The sequence below is a fragment of the Desulfobacula sp. genome (assembly GCF_014237455.1).
Taxonomy (GTDB): Bacteria; Desulfobacterota; Desulfobacteria; order Desulfobacterales; family Desulfobacteraceae; genus Desulfobacula.
Genome location: NZ_JABZFL010000082.1, coordinates 1 through 19488, shown reverse-complemented (window position 1 = coordinate 19488; position 19488 = coordinate 1). Strand labels below are relative to the sequence as shown.

General features: G+C 42.4%; 15 protein-coding genes. 6 read left to right on the top strand and 9 right to left on the bottom strand.

From position 1 onward, the window contains the following. Positions 1-9: 9 nt before the first annotated feature. On the bottom strand, positions 10-1977 hold the full coding sequence (locus HGJ91_RS12110; protein ID WP_367142605.1) for a phosphoenolpyruvate carboxykinase (GTP): 1968 nt from the start codon (positions 1975-1977) through the stop codon (positions 10-12). Between the two features lie 174 nt (positions 1978-2151). Here HGJ91_RS12110 and HGJ91_RS12105 point away from each other — a divergent pair, with 174 nt between their 5' ends. From HGJ91_RS12105 to HGJ91_RS12095, 3 genes are read left to right on the top strand one after another with little or no spacing between them, the layout of a single operon-like run. After that, positions 2152-3060, top strand: coding sequence for a PHP domain-containing protein (locus HGJ91_RS12105; protein WP_291348022.1), 909 nt, complete (start codon positions 2152-2154; stop codon positions 3058-3060). Further along, positions 3057-3509 carry a pyridoxamine 5'-phosphate oxidase family protein gene (locus HGJ91_RS12100; RefSeq protein WP_291348021.1) on the top strand — a complete coding sequence of 151 codons (453 nt, stop codon included), beginning with the start codon at positions 3057-3059 and terminating at the stop codon, positions 3507-3509. Before HGJ91_RS12105 ends, HGJ91_RS12100 begins: the two co-directional genes overlap by 4 nt. A gap of 9 nt (positions 3510-3518) precedes the next feature. Next, positions 3519-4121 (top strand): DUF3786 domain-containing protein, encoded by a 603-nt coding sequence (locus HGJ91_RS12095; RefSeq protein ID WP_291348020.1) that lies wholly within the window; start codon positions 3519-3521, stop codon positions 4119-4121. Here the strand turns inward: HGJ91_RS12095 and gcvT are convergent. Beyond that, positions 4113-6764: a glycine cleavage system aminomethyltransferase GcvT gene (gene gcvT / locus HGJ91_RS12090; protein WP_291348019.1), complete on the bottom strand. Its 2652-nt coding sequence runs from the start codon at positions 6762-6764 to the stop codon at positions 4113-4115. The genes HGJ91_RS12095 and gcvT overlap by 9 nt on opposite strands. A 360-nt stretch (positions 6765-7124) precedes the next feature. Here gcvT and HGJ91_RS12085 point away from each other — a divergent pair, with 360 nt between their 5' ends. Together HGJ91_RS12085 and HGJ91_RS12080 are read left to right on the top strand one after the other, a co-directional pair. Beyond that, positions 7125-7904 (top strand): histone deacetylase family protein, encoded by a 780-nt coding sequence (locus HGJ91_RS12085; protein ID WP_291348018.1) that lies wholly within the window; start codon positions 7125-7127, stop codon positions 7902-7904. Positions 7905-7967: 63 nt separating this feature from the next. Next, positions 7968-8525, top strand: coding sequence for an isochorismatase family protein (locus tag HGJ91_RS12080; RefSeq protein ID WP_291348017.1), 558 nt, complete (start codon positions 7968-7970; stop codon positions 8523-8525). A 287-nt stretch (positions 8526-8812) separates the two neighbouring features. Here the strand turns inward: HGJ91_RS12080 and HGJ91_RS12075 are convergent, their stop codons facing one another. The 3 genes from HGJ91_RS12075 to HGJ91_RS12065 form a co-directional block, all read right to left on the bottom strand. Continuing rightward, a complete protein-coding gene (locus HGJ91_RS12075; protein WP_291348016.1) occupies positions 8813-9421 on the bottom strand; it encodes a hypothetical protein in 609 nt (202 codons plus the stop codon). Between the two features lie 359 nt (positions 9422-9780). Next, positions 9781-10977 carry an MFS transporter gene (locus tag HGJ91_RS12070; protein ID WP_291348015.1) on the bottom strand — a complete coding sequence of 399 codons (1197 nt, stop codon included), beginning with the start codon at positions 10975-10977 and terminating at the stop codon, positions 9781-9783. Positions 10978-10996: 19 nt separating this feature from the next. Beyond that, the gene (locus HGJ91_RS12065) at positions 10997-11695 is read right to left on the bottom strand and encodes a cytochrome c biogenesis protein CcdA (protein WP_291348014.1); all 699 of its coding nucleotides are present in this window, start codon (positions 11693-11695) and stop codon (positions 10997-10999) included. Between the two features lie 146 nt (positions 11696-11841). On the opposite strand from HGJ91_RS12065, the gene HGJ91_RS12060 reads away from it, so the two are divergent. Next, positions 11842-13140: a CBS domain-containing protein gene (locus HGJ91_RS12060; protein WP_291348013.1), complete on the top strand. Its 1299-nt coding sequence runs from the start codon at positions 11842-11844 to the stop codon at positions 13138-13140. An 11-nt stretch (positions 13141-13151) separates the two neighbouring features. Here the strand turns inward: HGJ91_RS12060 and HGJ91_RS12055 are convergent, their stop codons facing one another. The 4 genes from HGJ91_RS12055 to HGJ91_RS12040 all read right to left on the bottom strand — a co-directional run. Then, positions 13152-14801 carry a fatty acid CoA ligase family protein gene (locus tag HGJ91_RS12055; protein ID WP_291348012.1) on the bottom strand — a complete coding sequence of 550 codons (1650 nt, stop codon included), beginning with the start codon at positions 14799-14801 and terminating at the stop codon, positions 13152-13154. Positions 14802-14811: 10 nt separating this feature from the next. After that, the gene (locus HGJ91_RS12050) at positions 14812-15726 is read right to left on the bottom strand and encodes an alpha/beta fold hydrolase (protein ID WP_291348011.1); all 915 of its coding nucleotides are present in this window, start codon (positions 15724-15726) and stop codon (positions 14812-14814) included. Next, positions 15720-16772 carry a 3-oxoacyl-ACP synthase III gene (locus tag HGJ91_RS12045; RefSeq protein ID WP_291348010.1) on the bottom strand — a complete coding sequence of 351 codons (1053 nt, stop codon included), beginning with the start codon at positions 16770-16772 and terminating at the stop codon, positions 15720-15722. The genes HGJ91_RS12050 and HGJ91_RS12045 overlap by 7 nt, the downstream gene beginning before the upstream one ends. Further along, on the bottom strand, positions 16769-19488 hold a 2720-nt coding region (locus HGJ91_RS12040), incomplete at its 5' end, for a beta-ketoacyl synthase N-terminal-like domain-containing protein (RefSeq protein WP_291348009.1). The genes HGJ91_RS12045 and HGJ91_RS12040, both read right to left, overlap by 4 nt.

The window sequence follows — 19488 nt, the reverse complement described above, 5'->3', positions numbered from 1 at the left end:
GGGGTTTCTCTATGCTATAAATATATCCGGTAAAATAATGCTGCCATGGGTATCCTTTAGTGCTGACAATTCCTTTTTCTGTTCGGCCAGTATATCAAACAGGGTCCGGGGAATTCCGTCTTCTTTGGCATAGGCTTCCTGCTGGAGTTCAACCCTTTTGATAATGTTATCTATATAAAGGGAGAATTGTTTGGTATACAGCTCTTTTGAGTAGTCTTTATCAATAATCTGTTTAAATAATAATTTTAAGTCATCGTATTTAGGAAGATTGCCTATGGGTGTTGACATGTATTCAATTTCGTTATGGGCATATCGTTCAAGCCAGGAAAGCCATACTTTTACATCTCTTTTCTCACCGATAAGTTTTGATGACTCTCCGCCACGGGCCTTGTCGGTTAAAAAGTAATTGAGGCCTGCCAGTACCGGTTTGTATTTTTCTTTTATTTTGTTATTTCCAAAGAATTTGAACTGGGCGTCCATATAATCTCCCAAAGCGCCCGGAATGAAGGGGGCGTTGGCCCAGGGGGCTCTTTTAACACCGGTTGCACCCACTTCTGTTGCTGTGGCGGCTGAAACAATACAGGCCCCGATAACAACCCCGGCATCAGACGTTTTTGCTACCCAGACCGGCGGCATGGTGTCGGCATCCCTTCCGGAGTAAGTAAAGACTCTGGTCAGGGCACCGTCAGGGTTTTCAGCTTCCGCAGAGTAATTGTCAAGGGATTCACACTTTAAGGTGCAGCGGGAATTTGGATGGGACAGGGGAACGGGTTTGCCATTATCATCGGTTTTGCCTTCATACCAGTCTCCCTGGAAATTGAACCCTTTGTCCGGATGGTCTTCATTATTTCCTATCCAATGGGGAATTTTTTTGTCATCAATGAGGACATTGGACCAGATCACTTCGCATCCGGGCTGCCTTAAGACTTTCATCAGCATGGGGTCCCCCTCCAGATTGACATCTTCAACAATGCCGAAAATTCCGGATTCCGGGTTAATGGATCTGATACTGCCGTCTTCGGCAATCCACATCTGGGCCAAATCATCACCGATAAATACATTTCCTGCCATGGCCGTGGTTGTTTTTCCACATCCGCTGGGTGCGGCACCCGCAAGCCAGGTTACTCGATTATTGGGGCCGTGAATTCCAGTGATAAACATATGCTCTGACAATTCGTTGCCCAGGTTTTCATACACAGCCTTATCCACGGCAAATCGATGATTTCCTTTTTTAAGCAGCAAGGTGTTGCCGGCATAGGTACATTTCCAGCTGTATGTTGTCTTAAATTTGCGATCCATGAAAACCCTTGCATCTGGGAGATCCTCTGTTCTGTTCAGGCCTTCGCTGTGAACGTTTGTAAAGAAATGGCCCAGGGTTTCCACTTCTTTGTCAAAATCAGCATAGGCATTGCGATAGAGCAGTTCTGCACTATGGGACACATAGGTGGAACTTGTAATTTCCAATGCTGGATTTGATACGGGAGCGCCGACAGGACCCCGCATATAAAATCCAATGATCATGGTCAGGTCTTTCATGATATTCACCATATTGGACCTGACTTCTTCAAGGGCAGTCGGTCTGTCCATCCTGTTGGCAAGAGAACTGACATGATCTTCCGGGTTGGCTATATAATACGTCCGGTCTACGATCCTGCCCTGCTCCTGGGCCAGGTCAAAATGAATGGTATGCCCCCCTATGGCAAGGCTGCGTTCTTCTCCTTTTTCAAGGGCAAGATTTTTAATAAAGTCCTGATCTTCAGGCGACCCCGTATTGACAAAAACAGAAGAAGGATTGCAAAGAACAATTGCATCGGCAATTCTTTTTAAGACGTCAGGGTGTTTGATTTTTAATATCCGACTTAATTGCTCATCATCCAGATATTGTTTAAATACAGCTTTGGCACTCTCTTCGGAATCCACTTTTCCAAGTTCATTAATAATATTTATATCATTACCGGTTTTAAGCATTTTAATCATCGTCTCCAAATTAATGTTATTAAAAGGATTTCCTCTTTTCTACCATTAAATTTCTAAAAAACAAATATTATCTTATTTTTTTCCAAAAAAACTTAGATTGTGTTTTTATGATAACCGGTATAAAAATCAGGTACATGAATAAATTATGGGTGACGGGCCGGTTAAAGGAAACAGATGACTCAAAAAATATTTGCGGATTTACACAATCATACCACGGCATCTGATGGAGATTTTACACCCGATCAGATGGTTGAACAGGCAAAAGCCCTTGGGATAAAGGCAATTGGCATTACTGATCATGATACGCTGGAAGGGTTGAAAAGTGCAGTGGCAGCAGGAAAAAAATATGATATTGAGGTAATTTGCGGTGTTGAAGTCTCTATTCGGTTTAAACGGTCCTATTTTACAGGGACACTGCACCTCTTGTGTTATTTCCCGGCAGACAGACTTTTGGACAATCAATTTATAAAAAGATTTAAAACTATTCTGGCACGGGGCAGGGGAGAAAAACTGGTAAGGGCAAGGGTTGATGAAATCAATAAAATTTTTGGCCCGGACGGGAAAAAGGCATTGCTAAAAAGAAATTTAGAATTTGAAGAGATTGCCGCATTAAGTGATACTGCCACAAGACGTCACTTTGCCATTGCATTGAAGGAAGACTTTGGAATTACTGATGCCGATACCATCAATACAATTATTGGAAATGACAGTCCGGCTTATCTTCCTTCGGGGATAAAAATAGAAGCGGTGGTTGATTTTATTCGGAAAAATAAGATTGTTGCGGTCCTGGCCCATCCGGCAGCCGGATCTTTTCCGGGCAAAGGGCATTATAAAGAAGTTTTGCCTGATCTTGAAATTGTAAAACGAATTTTACCCGAATTTATTGAGGCGGGTATTCAAGGACTGGAAGTTTACTATCCAGGTCATACAAAAGAGCACCAGGTTTTGATGGCATCCTGGGCTAAAAAATATCATCTTTTAATGACCGGGGGATCAGACTGCCATGATGAAACAGAGCGCCCCATAGGTGTGAAGGGTATATCAGAATCAGAATTTAAATTATTTAAGGAAGCACTGGCATGAGAAGAAAAGAAAAAGAAATTACAGACAAAAAAGAGATTGAAAAAGTTTTACAGGAAAGCAATGTCTGCCGTCTGGCAATGGTGGATGGGGATAAACCCTATATGGTTCCCATGAATTTTGGATACCGTGATGCATGCCTTTTTTTTCACAGTGCAAAAGAGGGGCGAAAAATTGATGTGATTCGAAAAAATCCCAATGTCTATTTTGAGGTTGATCAACTCATCAAGTTCAAAAAGGCAAAAATGGCCTGTAAATGGGGGGCTGAATATAAAAGCGTGATCGGATCAGGCAGGGCCCAGCTGCTGGATGATTTAGACGAAAAGATAGAGGCGTTAAATATTATTATGTCACAGTATTCAGACAGGACATTTGACTATCCGGATGAGGCACTTGAAAAAACGGTTGTCATAAAAGTGACAGTTGACCGGATGACCGGGAAGCAATCTTAAGGGGATGATATGAGTGATCAGATAGATAAAATTAATTTTTTAAACCTTAAATCCTGTGATTCTGAAGAGGTTGTTTCCAGAACCGGATGTGAATTTGATAAAACCTCCGGCCAATATATTGTAAAGGTGTGGGGGAATAACTATTGCGTTGATTTAAATAAATATGAAGTGTGGCCTGAAAGATCAGGGCTTAAAACGTATCATGAGTATTTGTATTTATTTATTTTATATTATCTGATGAAATCGAAAAATATTCTTCCTTCAGGAGAATGGGTGTCTGAAAAAGATATTCCTGACGGGGCTGCGTTTTTCAGAGGCCCGCACACCATTCCAACGGATTTGATTACAGGGCGGTTTGGGGATGATATAGACCTTTTTAAAAAAGAAAGTGAAAAATTAAAAGGGATTGCTATCGAATTAGCCGATGCAGCCTATATCTTTCAAATCACACCGACCCTCCCTGTTGCTGTATTGTACTGGCAGGGGGATGAGGATTTCCCAAGTGAAGCAAAGCTGCTCTTTGACAGGACAATAGAACAGCATTTGCCTCTGGATATTATTTATGCCCTTGCCGTGGAAATTTGCCACGCACTTGGGCAATCGTTATTTTAAAGAGCCAGGTAAAGATATCCCCCCATCCTGAACATCTGCTTCTTTGAAACAAAACTGCATATCAATAAATTGTTCTCTGAATTTTTTGATTTCATTTTTAATGGTTGCTCCATTGTTGATGAGATCCGCCATCAGGCCTGCAAGTTCTTGAAAATCCGTTTCTTTCATCCCAAACCGTGTCATTTCAGACACCCCCATCCGGAGCGCTCCGGATGCTGTAAACCCTTCTTCAACAGGAGTTGCCTGATAGTTGACAATGATATTGTTTTCTTCGAGTTCTCTGGCTGTTTTTGCTCCTTTCCCATACCCGACATTTAAAATAACCTGGTGGGTGTCGGTAAAAGAGATATCCGGATCTCCTGCCACAGAAAGTCCCAGTTCCTTTAAAGCCACGGCAAAGGTTTTTGCATTTGAAATGACGGCTTTCTGATAGTCTTCCTTAAAATGATTCATTTCATAGGCGGAAAATAACAGCCCTGTCATGGTGCCCAGGTGATGGTTGCTGACGCTTCCGGGAAATGTCCTTCTTTGTACCGCCTCCCAGAGTCCATATTCCATTTCATCCTCATTGAAATCAGAAGCAATTACACCGCGCTGGGTGCCGAAATAGGTTTTATGGGTAGATCCTGTTACGATATGGGCGCCTTCTTTTAACGGTTTCTGGAAATGCGGACCGTAGAGTCCCAATACATGGGCCATGTCATACATTACAAGGCAACCCGGGGCAAATTCATCCACAAGGGAGCGGATTTCAGCCACCGGCTCTTTATGGATAATCATACTTTTGCCAAGAATGACAAGTTCGGGCTGGTGCTCTTTAATGATGGCCTTACAGGCGTGAATATCAATTTTATAAGGGTTGTCTTTTAATACCGGAAAATTAATGACGGCTGCTTTCTCTGTTTTGGGATCTCTTGCTACAAAATCACGAAGCGCTCCCATGGGCTGCGCACTTAAGTGCCCGCCCTTAATAATATGGTTGTTTATGATTTTACGGAGTCGCCGCTGTTCCTTTTTCCTGTCAGTCCGGTTGAGAAAATCCACAAGCGCACTGAAAAAAGCGGTGTTGGCCATTTGACCGGAAATGACCCTTGATTCAATATTCCGGCATCCTAAGAAAGTCTGGAATTCCCTGTTTAAACGATGTTCAACCTCCCGGATAAATTCGGTTCCCTGGTAATAAAAAACATCTTCTCCAAAGAAGGCCTTAAGCTCTTTGTGTTCTGCATACCGGTTGACCGGGTCACTGATGGATAAGAGTCTTGACAGGTATGACTGGCTCATTTCCGACGGGATCAGATTGATGCACTCTTTCTGGCGCCAGGTATGATTGTTTAACGCTTTTGATACCAGTTGCCGTGCAAGTTCAGGATAGGTTTGGTCATCCCCTGCCTGTTTTACAGCTTTTAATTGATTATGGGGAATGGATCGGACAAAAGGCGGTGCTTCCGAACTCATGTGATAGGGAACAACAATACTGTCACATTGTTTTTTTCGGATTTGTATTTCAAGGATTTCGCCTTCAAGAATACTGCTGTCAACCAAAGCCAGGGAAACAGATCTTCTTTTTGGACTTTCCTTAAACTCAGAATTCAGTCCGCTTCCTTCGGGTTCCTGATACGGGATCATGGTTCCAGACGTAATATATCCCACATGTCTGTCTTTTGAAAACACCTTGTATCCTTCTCTTGCTATCCCTTTTCCCGTGATGGCAAGAGGCATGACCATCTTTGGCAGATGGGAAATGTCTTCAAATTTCTGATCCATAATATTTTTAAATGCAAGATATTGCCGGTAAAGAGCATCTTTTCCAATAAAATTTCCTTTCAGCGGTGAGAAACTGACAGCAAATTTGGATAATCTGGATGCAAATAAAGGGATTTCACTGCCATCATGATCCACACCCAGTTCATGACCATACAAGGGCAGGCCTGCTTCAAGCCTCAACGTGTCCCTTGCGCCAAGCCCGATCGGCACCGCCCCTTTTTCCATTAAAAGATCCCAGATAAAAACGGCATGTTCGTTCTCAACAAAGAATTCAAACCCCAGGGGTTCACCTGTGTAGCCGGTCCTGGCAAGACAGGCTTCAACGCCGCTGATGTCTACAATACCCAGGCAGTTCCGGGCAGGTTCAGGCAGCACTCCTCCCGTAACAATCTCTTCGATAATAGTTTTGGAAAGCGGGCCCTGCAGGGAAATCATGGCCATATCAAAGGTCCGGTCAACCATTTTAATATCGGAAAACAGCTTTAGATGTTTTTCAAAGTGGGCCACATCTTTTTCCCGGTTTGACGCATTAACCACCAGCAGGTACTCATCAGGTTTAAACCGGTATAGATACGCATCATCAATGGCGCCTCCGTTTTCATTCTGGATCAGCGTATACTGGCTTTCACCTGGTTCCAGTGCCATGGCATTGTTGGTCAGAACGTGCTGTAAAAATGGCAGCGTGTCTTTTCCTTTGAAAAATAGTCTTCCCATGTGCGACACATCAAAGATGCCGGCTTTTTTACGGGTTGCCATATGTTCATTAATGATGCCGGAAGGATATTGGATGGGCATTTCCCAGCCCCCGAATTCTACAATTTTTGCATCAAGATCCTGGTGTTTATTAAAAAATACGGTTTTTAAAAGTTCGGTCATAAGATTCTCTCTAAATAAAATAATGGTTTCAGGCAAAAAAATTAATATTAATTATAATAAAAAGAAAAACCGTAATAAAAACAAAAGGATCTGTCAATATGTAATAGATTTGATCTCTCAGATCTTTAAAAAACTTCATCAAGAATTGAATTGATATCCTTGGTGTTCTGGAAGGCTTATGGCAGTTTTCCATGGGATAATTATCCTTAACTGCCAAGTTCTTAATTTTAGGGCTTGAAATATCGAAGCCAGCTGAAGCATTTCATCCTTTCTTTTTTCCTCTATACTTTTTATTTCATCAATTTGATTTCTTTCAGCAATATGGTATTAAGTTAATAAAACCTTTCCGTGGAAGTGGCTATGAGTATAAAAATCGTATTCCATGAACATTATTATAACTGCCAGTATGCGACAGATCCCGCGGCTACCGAGGGACGTCTTAATGGAATCATGGAGATTATTAAAAACAAACCTGAATTGTATGAGATCGTTGAACCAGTCCCGGCCAGCAAGGCCGATATTTTAAGGGCACACAGCAAGAGTCACTATGAGGATATAAAAAGTCAGGTGGTTTTGTATGAGTCATCGGCATTGGCTGCCGGTGGTGCTATCATGGCAGCTGAAATTGCCTTTAATAACACCCCTTCATTCGCGGTGATAAGACCACCAGGACATCATGCATCTTCAGAATCTTGCTGGGGCTTTTGTCATTTCAACAATATGGCAATAAGCCTGCTGAAGCTATATTCAGAAAAGAAAATTAAAAAAGCCTTTATCCTTGATTTTGACCTTCATACCGGAGACGGGAATATCAACATTTTAGAAGATCAAAATGATGAATTCACTGTTTCAATACTCAATCCGAAGTCAACAGAAAGAGGGCTTTACCTCCAGGAAGTTGAGGGCCATATGGAAAACATTACCGATGTTGACATCTTTGCAGCATCAGCAGGTTTTGATCAGGGCATTGATGATTGGGGGCATCTTCTTTATCCCGAAGATTACACTGAACTTGGACGACTGATGAAGGAATACTCACAGAAAATATGCAGTGGAAGAAGATATGCGATTCTTGAAGGAGGCTATAATCACCAGGTAATCGGCTCAAACGTCGATTCCTTCTGCCGAGGGTTTGCATAATGTCGGCATTTGTTTTTTTATGGTAATTGCTCGACAACTATTTTTATTGTGAAGGATCAAAATATGGTACGCTCCGAATATGTAGTCACCCGTGAAGAGAGTATGCTCCTGATTATCGATTTCCAGCAAGCAATGCTCAAGGCCATCGATTCGTGGGAAAAAATTGCCCGTAAGGTGAGTCAACTGATTAGGGCCTCCAATGTTCTTGATATTCCTATTCTGCTAACAGAACAATACAAAAAAGGGCTTGGTAAAACCCTGCCCGAACTGCTCCAGGAAATTGATTCACCGCAGGTATTTCAGAAGGAGCACTTCAGTGCCTGCTTGGAAGAAAACTTTATTCCCACGGTTCAATCGTTCAATCTTAAAAAGATCGTGGTGGTCGGGATGGAAACCCATGTATGTGTCCTGCAAACCTGCTTGGACCTCATGAAGTCCGGTTTTCAAGTTCATCTGGTGGCCGATGCCGTGGCATCCCGTGTAAATAAAAATCGAGACATTGCAATTGATTTACTGAAACAGGCAGGTGCTGTGATCAGTTCCACTGAAATTGTTATTTTTCAATGGGCTTTACGTGCGAACACTGAAGATTTTCGGAAAATTCTGCCGATTGTCAAATAATCAATGTTCTGATCACCGCAGTATTTGCAGTTTATATTGAAACCCCACACTTTCTATTTTTCTCCCCCAATACCGGAATTAAAAGCCAGAACTATTATTAATATTCCGGGGGATTCTTTAGAATCTGAAAAGACAGGACGATAGCCAGTAGTAAACGCCTAAAAAATATTTTTATGTAATCTGCCAAAATGGTGTAAATATATTATACAGAACACCGTATAAAATTTCTTTAAATGAAATTTACAGTGAATATAGTTGAACGAGTGTTGGACATTTAGTGGATATGCTTATTGATTGTTTTCAACCTTAAAATCTTCAGATAATTTTGATTCCATTTTTTTATATTCGCGGTCTGCGATTTGGTAAATTGATCCTCTTCCCTTATAACCCACAAAAAATAAGTCTTTTGCTTCCTTCGATGAAAAATTTAAAGTCCCTTTATATTTCAGTTTAAAAATTATTGCAAATCTTCCAAATAGTTTTTCATAATTTATTTCTAGGTATTTCCCAATATCTTTATCTATTATTGTGGGGTCCATACCAGCTAATTTTACATTAACTGGGTGGTTAAAAATAGCTTCACTGTGAATAATATTTATTATCGCTCTTGATTTGCCTAATTTGTCGAATTTATTCTTCTTGAAATCGAAAAAGCCCCAAGATAGCTCGGTTATTTTTAGTGGTTCTTTGCCAACATTTTTAAAAATAAATAAAAACTTAATCTCAAGCTCGTCTTTGACTACTCGGCTACCTTCAACTTTTACTTCTATCAAAGAAATTGCAGGCTTGGATAGCTCTTTATTGAAGCACCAAGACTGATAGGCCATATAGGCAGAAATCATAGCTGCGAATGCTGCAAAAGCTGCTGCTATCATTGCTATTACATTTACGCTCATTTTATAATCCTATTGGGGGCGGCTTATAAATACAGTCGAATAATCATACGAATCCGTTTGTCTTGTAAATTTGAATGATATCCGGCCAGATAAATAAAAAAATCTGATTCAAGCATTTTGTAACAATATTTCAGAAATCAGTAAAGATAATTAAAAATAAATTTTAGTGAAAATATAATTTAATCAGGAAGGATATGCCGAAATGTTCTTTATTGGAGAAAAAAAGTAAGCTTCAAGCACTGTGAAATGGGGTGTTGACTATGTCTATCTATCAGCTGGGTTGGTCAGTGTTTTCAGGGTATTGACTAATTATTACAGTCCGGGCTCTTTCGCATCATAGCAAGACACAATATTAATTCTTAGAATTTTGTTATCACCCTGGATTTGCCCTGATAAAAACCAATGAGTATGGATATCAGGGCGGCAAATGTGCAGAATCCTGAGATCAGGCAAATGGGCAGCAGTCCGAAATTTGACCAGATGATGCCGCCTGTGAATGCTCCTGCGACCCGCCCGATTCCGGCAACGGCAAAAAATGCAGACATGGTGGATGCTCTTAATTCCGGCACCAGTTCGGTTGATAAACTCATGGAGGTGACAATGGTAAATTCAAAGGTGAAAAAAACAAGGAAAAGTCCTGCCAGAACATAACTTAAACCGATATCCAGAACCGGCAGAAGAAAATAGGCCCCGGCACACAGGGATACGCCGATGATGATGGATTTTTTCAACCCGATCCTGTCAGAGAAAAACACGGTACAGCCCTCACCCAGAATTTCGGAAAGCCCGATGAAAACAGTTCCAAAACCAATGGCTGCCAGAGAAAGGCTGTAGGACTGTTCCAGCCATGCCCCGTAAATTACAAAAAGATTGTCATTGGCAAGAGACATGAAAAACACAAAGGATAAAATTCCCAGGACTTTCCTGTCTTTAATAATGGTTTTCCAGTTTGATATCATCGGTGTTCTGGTTTCAGGTGGTATGGTATTCTTTTTATCCTTTGGCATGATTTTCAATATAATGAAAAAACAGACAAGAGAAAGCCCACTGATAATAAAAAAAGGGGTTTGCCAGGAAAATCGTTCAATGACAAGACCGGCCAACGGAATACCGAATAAGGTCGAGCCTGCCCATGCAAGTTCAGTGATTCCGATGATCTGTCCTCGTCTTTCAAAGGGGACGAAATTACCGATAAAGGCCTGGAGACTGGGATCAAATATGCTTTTGGCAAGTCCGGCAAGGAAAAAACAGATTACCAGGACAGAATAAACCGGGATCAACCCCACGGCAAAGGTGCCAATGGTCAGCATTCCCAGTGACAACAGCATTAAGATTTTATATCCGTATTTGTCGGCAAAGCTGGCCCCGACAGGCCCTAATAAGGATGTGGCCTGGTTGATGGCAATGACGGATGTGATGGCAGAAAGTTCTACATTCAGGCCTCGTGCAAACTCAGGTGCAAAAGGATAAATCAGTCTTCGGGTAATATTAAATAAGAATTTGCTAAAGGTTGTGATGGTGATAAATTCTGCAAATTTTTTTGGATGGTTTGTCATAGGATTTTAATGAACCCGGTTACAGGTTCCCAAGAAGCATGAATTTATCAAATATCAGTAGAAGGCCGATTGCAATCAACAGGATACCGGAAATTTTATTGATCACCCCGATAAATTTTGTCGTTTGTTTCATGATTTCAAGAATGGAATTGATGAAAAAGGACATGATAAGAAACGGAACGGCAAGACCGGCAGAGTATACAGCTAAAAGAGCAACTCCTTCTAGAACTGAATCCTGGTTTCCGGCAACAATCAGAATTGACCCCAGCATGGGGCCGATACAGGGGCTCCATCCGGCACCAAAGGCCATGCCGATAACAAAGGTACCCATCAGATGCAGTGGCTTTTCTTTAACATGGATTTTTTTTTCAAAATTAAATCCTTTGATATTGATAACCCCCAGAAGGTGAAGCCCGAAAACAAGAATAATACCGCCGCCCATATATCTGATGACCCAGGAGTATTTGGAAGCAAACCCGCCCAGAAAAGATGCTGAAGCCCCGAAAAGAATAAAAATAAAGGAAAAACCCGCCACGTAAAAAAGGGTGGACAAGATAACTTTTTGCCGGGTTTCTTTTTTGTCTTCCGTCAGTTCATCAAGGGATAATCCTGTAATAAAAGAAAAATATGCCGGTATCAACGGCAGAATACAGGGAGAAAAAAAAGAGAGCAGTCCTGCAAAAAGAGCGGCCGGGTAAGTTATGTTTTCGGCAAACACGATTTCATCCTTATCTTCGCTTAAATTTCTTAATGTCTTAACCTATTCATTTTTCTTTGTCTATCAAGACTGTCCGTATATTATTTTATTGAATAAATATCCAGTATGGTTATACTCAGTATGATATCAATAAAAAAGAGGGCCCTATGATTATTATTACTACCCATAAGGGATCGGATTTTGATGCATTGGCATCTCTGGTAGCAGCAAGCCTGCTTTACCCTGATGCCAAACCTGTCTTGCCAATGTCAATTAATGCGAATTTAAAAGCTTTTTTATCCATTCATAAAGATATGTTTAATTTTTACTCTTCCAAAGATATTATTTTTGAGCAGGTAAAAACCCTTGTTGTTGTGGATACACATTCCTGGAGCCGCCTGGAAGGGATGGAGCCCTTAAAAGACAGACAAGACCTTGAGATTATTGTGTGGGATCATCATTCTGAAGGCGATATTGAAACCGATCAAAAAAATATCAGTGAAACAGGGGCCGCTGTTACCATTTTGTTAAAAGAGATTGAAAGACAAAGAAAATTGATCACTCCGATCCAGGCCACGCTTTTTTTGATGGGACTGTATGAAGATACCGGAAATCTCACATTCCCGTCAACTTTGTCGGATGATGCATATGCTGCCGGGTTTCTTCTTGACAGAAAAGCAGACCTGCATATTCTTTCCACTTTTTTACGGCAGGCGTATGGAAAAAAGCAGAAAGATATCCTTTTTCATATGATACAGAAAGCAGAAAGAAGGGAAGTCGGCGGATTCACTATCAGTATTGCCAAGATGGAAATAGAGGAACGAATTCAGAACCTTGCCATGGTCCTTCAGATGTATCGGGAAATTGTCAACGTGGATGCTGCATTTGGAATTTTCAAAGATGTTGAACGAAATAAGTGTATGATTATCGGCAGAAGTAATATAGATGAAATCAATATCGGCCTTTTAATGCGAAGCTTAGGCGGCGGTGGTCATCCGGGAGCCGGGTCAGCCCTGTTAAAATCTGTAAACCCGGATATAATAGAAGAAATGTTGGTTGAACTTATTTCAGGGAATCAGCATTCTTCGGTCATGCTGTCGGATATCATGTCCTATCCTGTGGTCACTGTCAGTGAGGATACAAAGGTTGATGAGGTGGCCATGGTTTTAAGAAATCTGGGATGCACAGGTGTGCCGGTTGTTGATAAAGACGAGTGTATTGCAGGGGTGATCTCCCGGCGGGATTTTAAGAAAGTCAGGAAATCAAAACACATGCAGTCACCCGTAAAAGCATTCATGAGCAGAAATATTGTGACCATACATCAAGGCAAAAGTGCCATAGAAGCAGCCAGATTGATGATAAAACATGATGTCGGACGTATCCCTGTCATGAAAGCTGATAAAATCGTCGGGATCGTTACCCGGTCGGATGTAATGATGTATTTTTATGATCTGCTGCCGGATTAACCCAGGTTTTGTTATAAATTTAGTTTTCTCTTTGCTTTACCGGCAAGCTTTTCCCTGAATATTTTTGAGTTGTGCCGGATGTCCACCGGGAACGCCTTTTCAATAAAAATATGGTCGATACCAGCTGTTAGCGGGTTTGATTTTGCAAGGTCTAAAAGTTCTTTAATAAAGGCTTTTTTGTTGCTTATTTTTGAACAGGGTTCAATAAACACAACCGGTGTCTGCATGTTTCTCGGGCCTGCGCCTGCAAGGGCACTTCTGAATACCTTTTCATGATTGTTGAAGATGGCTTCAACAGGGATAGTGAAAAGTGTTTCATCCTGAGTGATGACCCTGTGGTTTTTTCTTCCGCAAAACCATAGTCGCCCCTTTGAATCCTTCCATCCAAGATCACCCATCCTATGCCAGACTTTGCCGTCTGCATCAGGGATTTTTGCCAGCAGGTCTGCTTCACGGTTATTAAAATAGCGTTCTGTCACAAGGTCTGCTTTTACGGTTATCTCTCCTACCTGGTTTCCAGGCACTTTGAGTTTGTCATGGAGCTGGGTGACAGGATCGTCACTGACTTTAATAAGTTCGACACAGGTGTTGCAAATGGGCCTGCCGATACACATGCCATACCCTTGTTCGGAAAGCTTTCTGGTTTCAGCCAGGATTTCATTGGATCCGATGGATATGACCGGGACAGCCTCGGTTGCACCATAGGGGGTATGAATCTGGGCAGGGTCAGACAACATGGTTGAAAACTGTTCTATGTTGGCAGGTGTTACCGGTGCACCTGCAGATATCACACGCCTTAAAGAGGGCAGCTTGATGTGGTTCTCCTTACCGAATTTACCCACCCGGTTTAAGAGAGCCGGTGAGGCAAACATATTAGTGACACCGTGGTTTTCAACTGCTTCAATAATTTTTCTTGGGTCCACCAAGGCCGGTTTGGTTGGGTCCATATCAGGAATGACGGCTGTCATACCAAGGATCGGATCAAAAAGGGCAAACAAAGGAAAGGTCGGCAAATCAATCTCATCCGGATCAATCTGAAAATGGTCCTGGATCTGTTTAATCTGGGCCTCAAAGTTTCCATGGGTATAGACGACGCCTTTGGCAGGACCGGTTGACCCTGTGGTAAATACAATGGCTGCGGTTTCATCTCTTGTTGTCCGGGCTTTTGGATAGGGGTCATCTGTCTGCATCATGAGCTGGTCAAGGGTATATCCTCCCCAGAACCATCTCTTTCCAACCGTAACCCAGTGCTTAACCGATTTGAAAAATCCTGGTTTCAGTTTTCGTAAAATATGGGCTTTTTCAATACCGATAAAGGCTTTGGGTTTTCCTTGCTCAAGGCATTGAAGCATCCGGTCAATCCCCATCCCCGGATCAACAACAACGGGTACGGCACCGACCTTGAACATGGCAAATATGGTGATAAAAAATTCCATGCCGGGCGTCACCATTAAAATGGTCCGGGTTCCCCTGATAATGCCGATTTTTTCAAGGCCGAATGCAAGAGCATCCGATTCTTTTTCAAGCTGGGTAAATGTCATCTGACTGTACAGAACTCTGCCGTTCTTGTCTCTTCCGGCAGGACAAACAACCGCCCTTTTGTGGGGATATTTTTTTTGTATTCTTTTTAGACCCAGTGAGATATTTGCATAAGTTGCCATAAAAACTTCTTTATTTTTTTAAAAAGGTTTCAATCAGATGGGCTGTTTCTTCTGGCTTGTCTTCAAACAGGTAATGGCCTGCATCATGAAAAACACGGGTGGCAGCCCTCGGGAACTTGCGCCTGAATTCATTTAAAAATACCAGGTCAAAAACAAAATCTTTTGCCCCCCATAAAAACAGTAATGAGGATTCATCAAGCTGGTTAAGATGCTGATCTACATGATCGACGATTGGATAGCTTCGATCTTTTTCATTTATGGGTATGTCTTGAACAAATTTTAAGGTCGCAATCCTGTTTTCCCATGAATTATAAGGTTCAACAAGCCCTTTTTTGATTTTCCGGGATAATTTTGTTTCACTGCCAAGATAAAGTGCCCCTTTTGCAAACACATTAAGTCCAAGTACGGCAGGGACTGCAAAGGGCTTGATATGTTTGATGATCCATAACAGGAAGGGGAATTGCTTTTCTTTCGGCAGAAAAAATCCCGAGGTATTGGTAATAATAATTTTGTCAATCCTGTCAATGTGGTCAACTGCCCAGGCAAGACCGATCATGCCGCCCCAGTCATGGAGAACCAGGCTGATTTTTTCATTAATATTCAATTGGTGAATCAGGGAGTCAAGGTCTTTTATCCGGGATTCAAGGGTGTAATTGTAAGCTCCCGGGTCAGGTTTGTCTGAGAAACCGCATCCGATATGGTCGGGCGCAATAGTCCGGAAATCGGGTGAAAGGGTTTTGATCAGGTGCCTGTAATAAAACGACCAGGTGGGGTTACCGTGAACCATGATGACGGGTTTGCCTTCTCCCTCGTCAATATAATGAAGATCATGTCCATTGATATTTATAAACTTGGATTCAAAGGGGTATAGACCTTCAAAATTTTTTGTAGAAGTCAGTTTATTATTAATCAGTCTTTCTACCATTCAACACCTAAAATATAGCAGTTCAGTCCTGACCCGACACCGATAAAGGCGACAAAATTCTCTGGCTGCAGAAATCCTCTCTCATCAGCAATGGCTGCTGTAATGGGAAGTGAAACAGATCCTATATTGCCTAAAAAAGGAAAGGTACAAAAGTCCTTTTGTATATCCTGGTTCAAGATCTGGTAAAATCTTTGGTGGTGTGCTGCCCCGACCTGGTGTCCGATAAATTTATCTGGTTTGTCTTGAGGAAGATCAAATTCTTTTTTAAATTCATCAAAGGTTTTTTTAGCAAGGACAAGACCATTTTCAAGAACTTCCTGGGCCAGTGTTCGCATGATGACTTTAGACTCCGTGGGCATGCCTTTATGTTTAAATCCCCAGTTGCAAAGATTGTGATGCTCAGTGGAATTTTTTACAATTCCACCTTTAAGGGCGTGTTTCCGGTTATCCGGGTTGCCGATGGTACCATTAGTTAACAGAACGGCAGCAGCCCCGGAGCCACCGGTCATTGTAGCAATGGTATTTTTATAAAACTCAACATCTTTTTTGGTATTGATCTCGTTAATGGTTGAATCAACAATCTGTCGTGCGGTTTCACAGGAGACTACAAGACCGGCTTTAATATTGCCAAGCTCTATTTCATTGGCCACCTGGACGATTCCTGTTACCATTCCTAAACAGGCGCTTTTAACATCATAAATATGGGCATTTTCCCCAATGTTCAACTGGTCAGCCACGGAACAGGAAGTGGCCGGTTCAAATCCATCCTGGCCCACTCCGCAATATACCAGGGCTCCGATATTGTCAGGGGAAATATCGGCTTCATCAAGTGCCCTCTGCCCGGCAATAGCTGCATGATCGGCAAGACGATGGTCTTTGTCCCAATACCGTCTTTCTTTTATGCCCGTCAAAATTTCAAGCTGTCCCGGCCCAAATCCCACAGCATCATAAAAAGGTGTCAGTTTTTCTTCCAGCTCTATTGTAGTTACTACGTGGGGGGCAAGTTCATATCCAAAGGATTCTATGAACACGTTTGAATATTTCATTGTTTTCTCCAAAAAAAGTCTAAGTCGCTTTTTGTCAGGCCCACGAGTTTCATTCCCATGTTTTTGTACAGGACAATTCTCAAATCATCGGAAAACATGTGCGCATCAGCGATTACATATGGTTCCGGGGTATACCCCATCTCTTTTATTTCTATTTCATACCGGGCTTTTTTTGTGTCAGGTGTCACAGGCCCCCGGCATTTTAAATCACTCTCATTGTTTGGAATAACATCATAAAAGACATCATCCCGATCGCTTACCCAGCCCATTCTCTGGGTAAAGATTCTTAAAGCATGGGCACAGCATTCATACATCAGAGTACCGGGCATGACCTTGTCATCAATAAAATGGCAGGTTAGAAACCAGTCGTCCGGGTGGATATCTGCCTCGGCAATAATGGAGCCGAGACCAAACCTGCCGCCGATGGGATCAAATTCAAGAACCCTGTCAATAAGGTGCATTCTGCCGCCGGGAAGTCTCAGGTATTTTCCAAGCGATATCTGTTCAAACTTTTTCCCAAAGGCTTTCCCAAGATCTCCTTGCCTTAGAGCCTCAATCTTTTCGTCTGGAAAACTCTGTTTTTTAACCGGAACCAGGGGAGAAAATTTAAACTCCGGGTTTATCTGTTTTAACGCTTCTGTCTTTAAAATAATACCGCCTGAATTTTCAACCTCTTGTTCCGTAAAAAAACCAGCGCATCCGTCCCGCATGGAAATCAGCAATTGGTCGTTAATATACCCTTTATAATGGAAAAAGAACAGGTATACATCTCCCTGTTTTAAAAATTGGTCAATTTCAATGTGATACTCAATGGTTTCTCCGGGTTCGGGCAATGTCCTGTGAAAGGTGACCCTGGCATCCAGAAGCCTGTACTTTCTTGTGCCCTTGATGACATGGTCAATGCCTAACCAGGCGCATAAAAAAAGATCCGCCTGGCCTGCTTCAATGGAAATGGAAACAGGGGCTTTGCCGCCGTCAAGATACCAGGCATTCCCTTTTACATCGTGCTGGGTAATGATTTTGCCTGAGGTTAAAGACAGCATTTCGCCCTGAATGTCCATGATTCTGTCCACCAGCATCAACGGTTCATCCGGCAGTCTTACCCTGACAGGATAGGTATCTATAATCTCAAATTCTTTTCCAAGCACATGCCCGACTTTTCCAATGGCATACTCAAGGCACTGGTCTCTGTCCAGGAAAGGGGGCTTTACAGGTGCTGCCGGTTTTGTTGCAGGAACGTTGTCAAGGCTTTCCGTTCCGGGGAATGGTTGCTCGTCTGTAGCTTGCATGATGTTGCCGGCAAGCTTTGTCAGGGTTTCAAACTGCTTTTCAAGAAGCCTCATGTTTTCTTTGGAAAATTCAAGAAATTTTTCATGGGCAGTGGATGTTGCAAGGCTGCCTTTGGCAATCAGAGCCGGATCAAGATTGAGAGTATCCTGATGGGTTTGATTTTCCTGCCCGTTTTCTTCAAGGATCACATGGGAACAGGCACCATCCAGAGTGATGGATGCAACACAGGCCTTTTGTACTGTTTTATTCGACAAAGGCATCAGCCTGTAATTCAGGCAAAGCGCTGTCTTGATAACGGAGAATAGGGCGGATGCACCCCTGGTGTTCCCAACGACAGAAGAGGTTGATGTGACAGGGCAGGGGGGAATGCCCGGTTCTTTTGAATAAAGCGTGTTTAACACATTGGTTTCGGTTGCATCATTTTCCTTTATTCCTGATAAGCTGGTTTCATAAAGACAGATATCTTTTAATGATGTATTTGAATCTTTGAGGGCATTTTTAAGGGATCGGGTATAAAGGGCTTCCAACATTGTCGAATCCTGATTCTTTTCACCGGGGATGGTACCACTGCTTGCACCTGCCACACCCGTGATGACGCCATAAATCCTGTCACCGTCTTCAATGGCCTGATCCAGCCGTTTTAACACAATGGCACACGCCCCTTCAGACGGCAGGATTACTTGGGTATGGGGTTTGGCTATATCATTAAGGGCAAACTGCCGGATATCCCCTGCAAGGTCAACACAGCCGCAGATAAAGATATCTGTTTCATGAGCGCTTAAGGAATGAACAGCGGTTTCAATGGCCTTGATGCCGGAGGCTGCTCCGGCAGACAGGGTGAAACAGGGCCCCCCAAGTTTGAATTCCCTTGCCACACGAGACGCCACAATTCCGCCAAGGGCGCCCAAAGTCCGGTTAAAGGTCAACGGCGGTGAAATGGCGTTTTTTTGCTCTTCATCCAGATGATTGATTTTCCAGCGAAGATGAAAATCAGTGGCACCATAATCAAATTCAATCCCAATGGCACAACCGATGTGATCCCTTTGCAGTTCGTCCTCTAATGGCCTTGGATTGATCCTTGCGTTTTCTAAAGCCCCTTTGGCCGCTTTAAGAAGAAGTATATGCTGGGGCAGAATATCATCCATTTGGTTGGGAGGGATATGGAATTCACCCGGCCGGGTTGACAGATGACCCAAATAAAATCCCTGCTTTTCTTCAAAAATTTGAGACTGGTTTTTTTTCCACCTTGATCCCGGGAGTTCAGGGCTTATGCGTGCTTTGCCAAACACAAGATCCTTAAACCGGGACAGAGAGTGACACTCCTTTGCAATGGTTTCCATGCCGATAATGGCACAGGGAACTTTTTTTAACGTCTTTTTTTTATCAATATTTTTTATAATATGACGGGTCGAAGTTTTTCTAAATT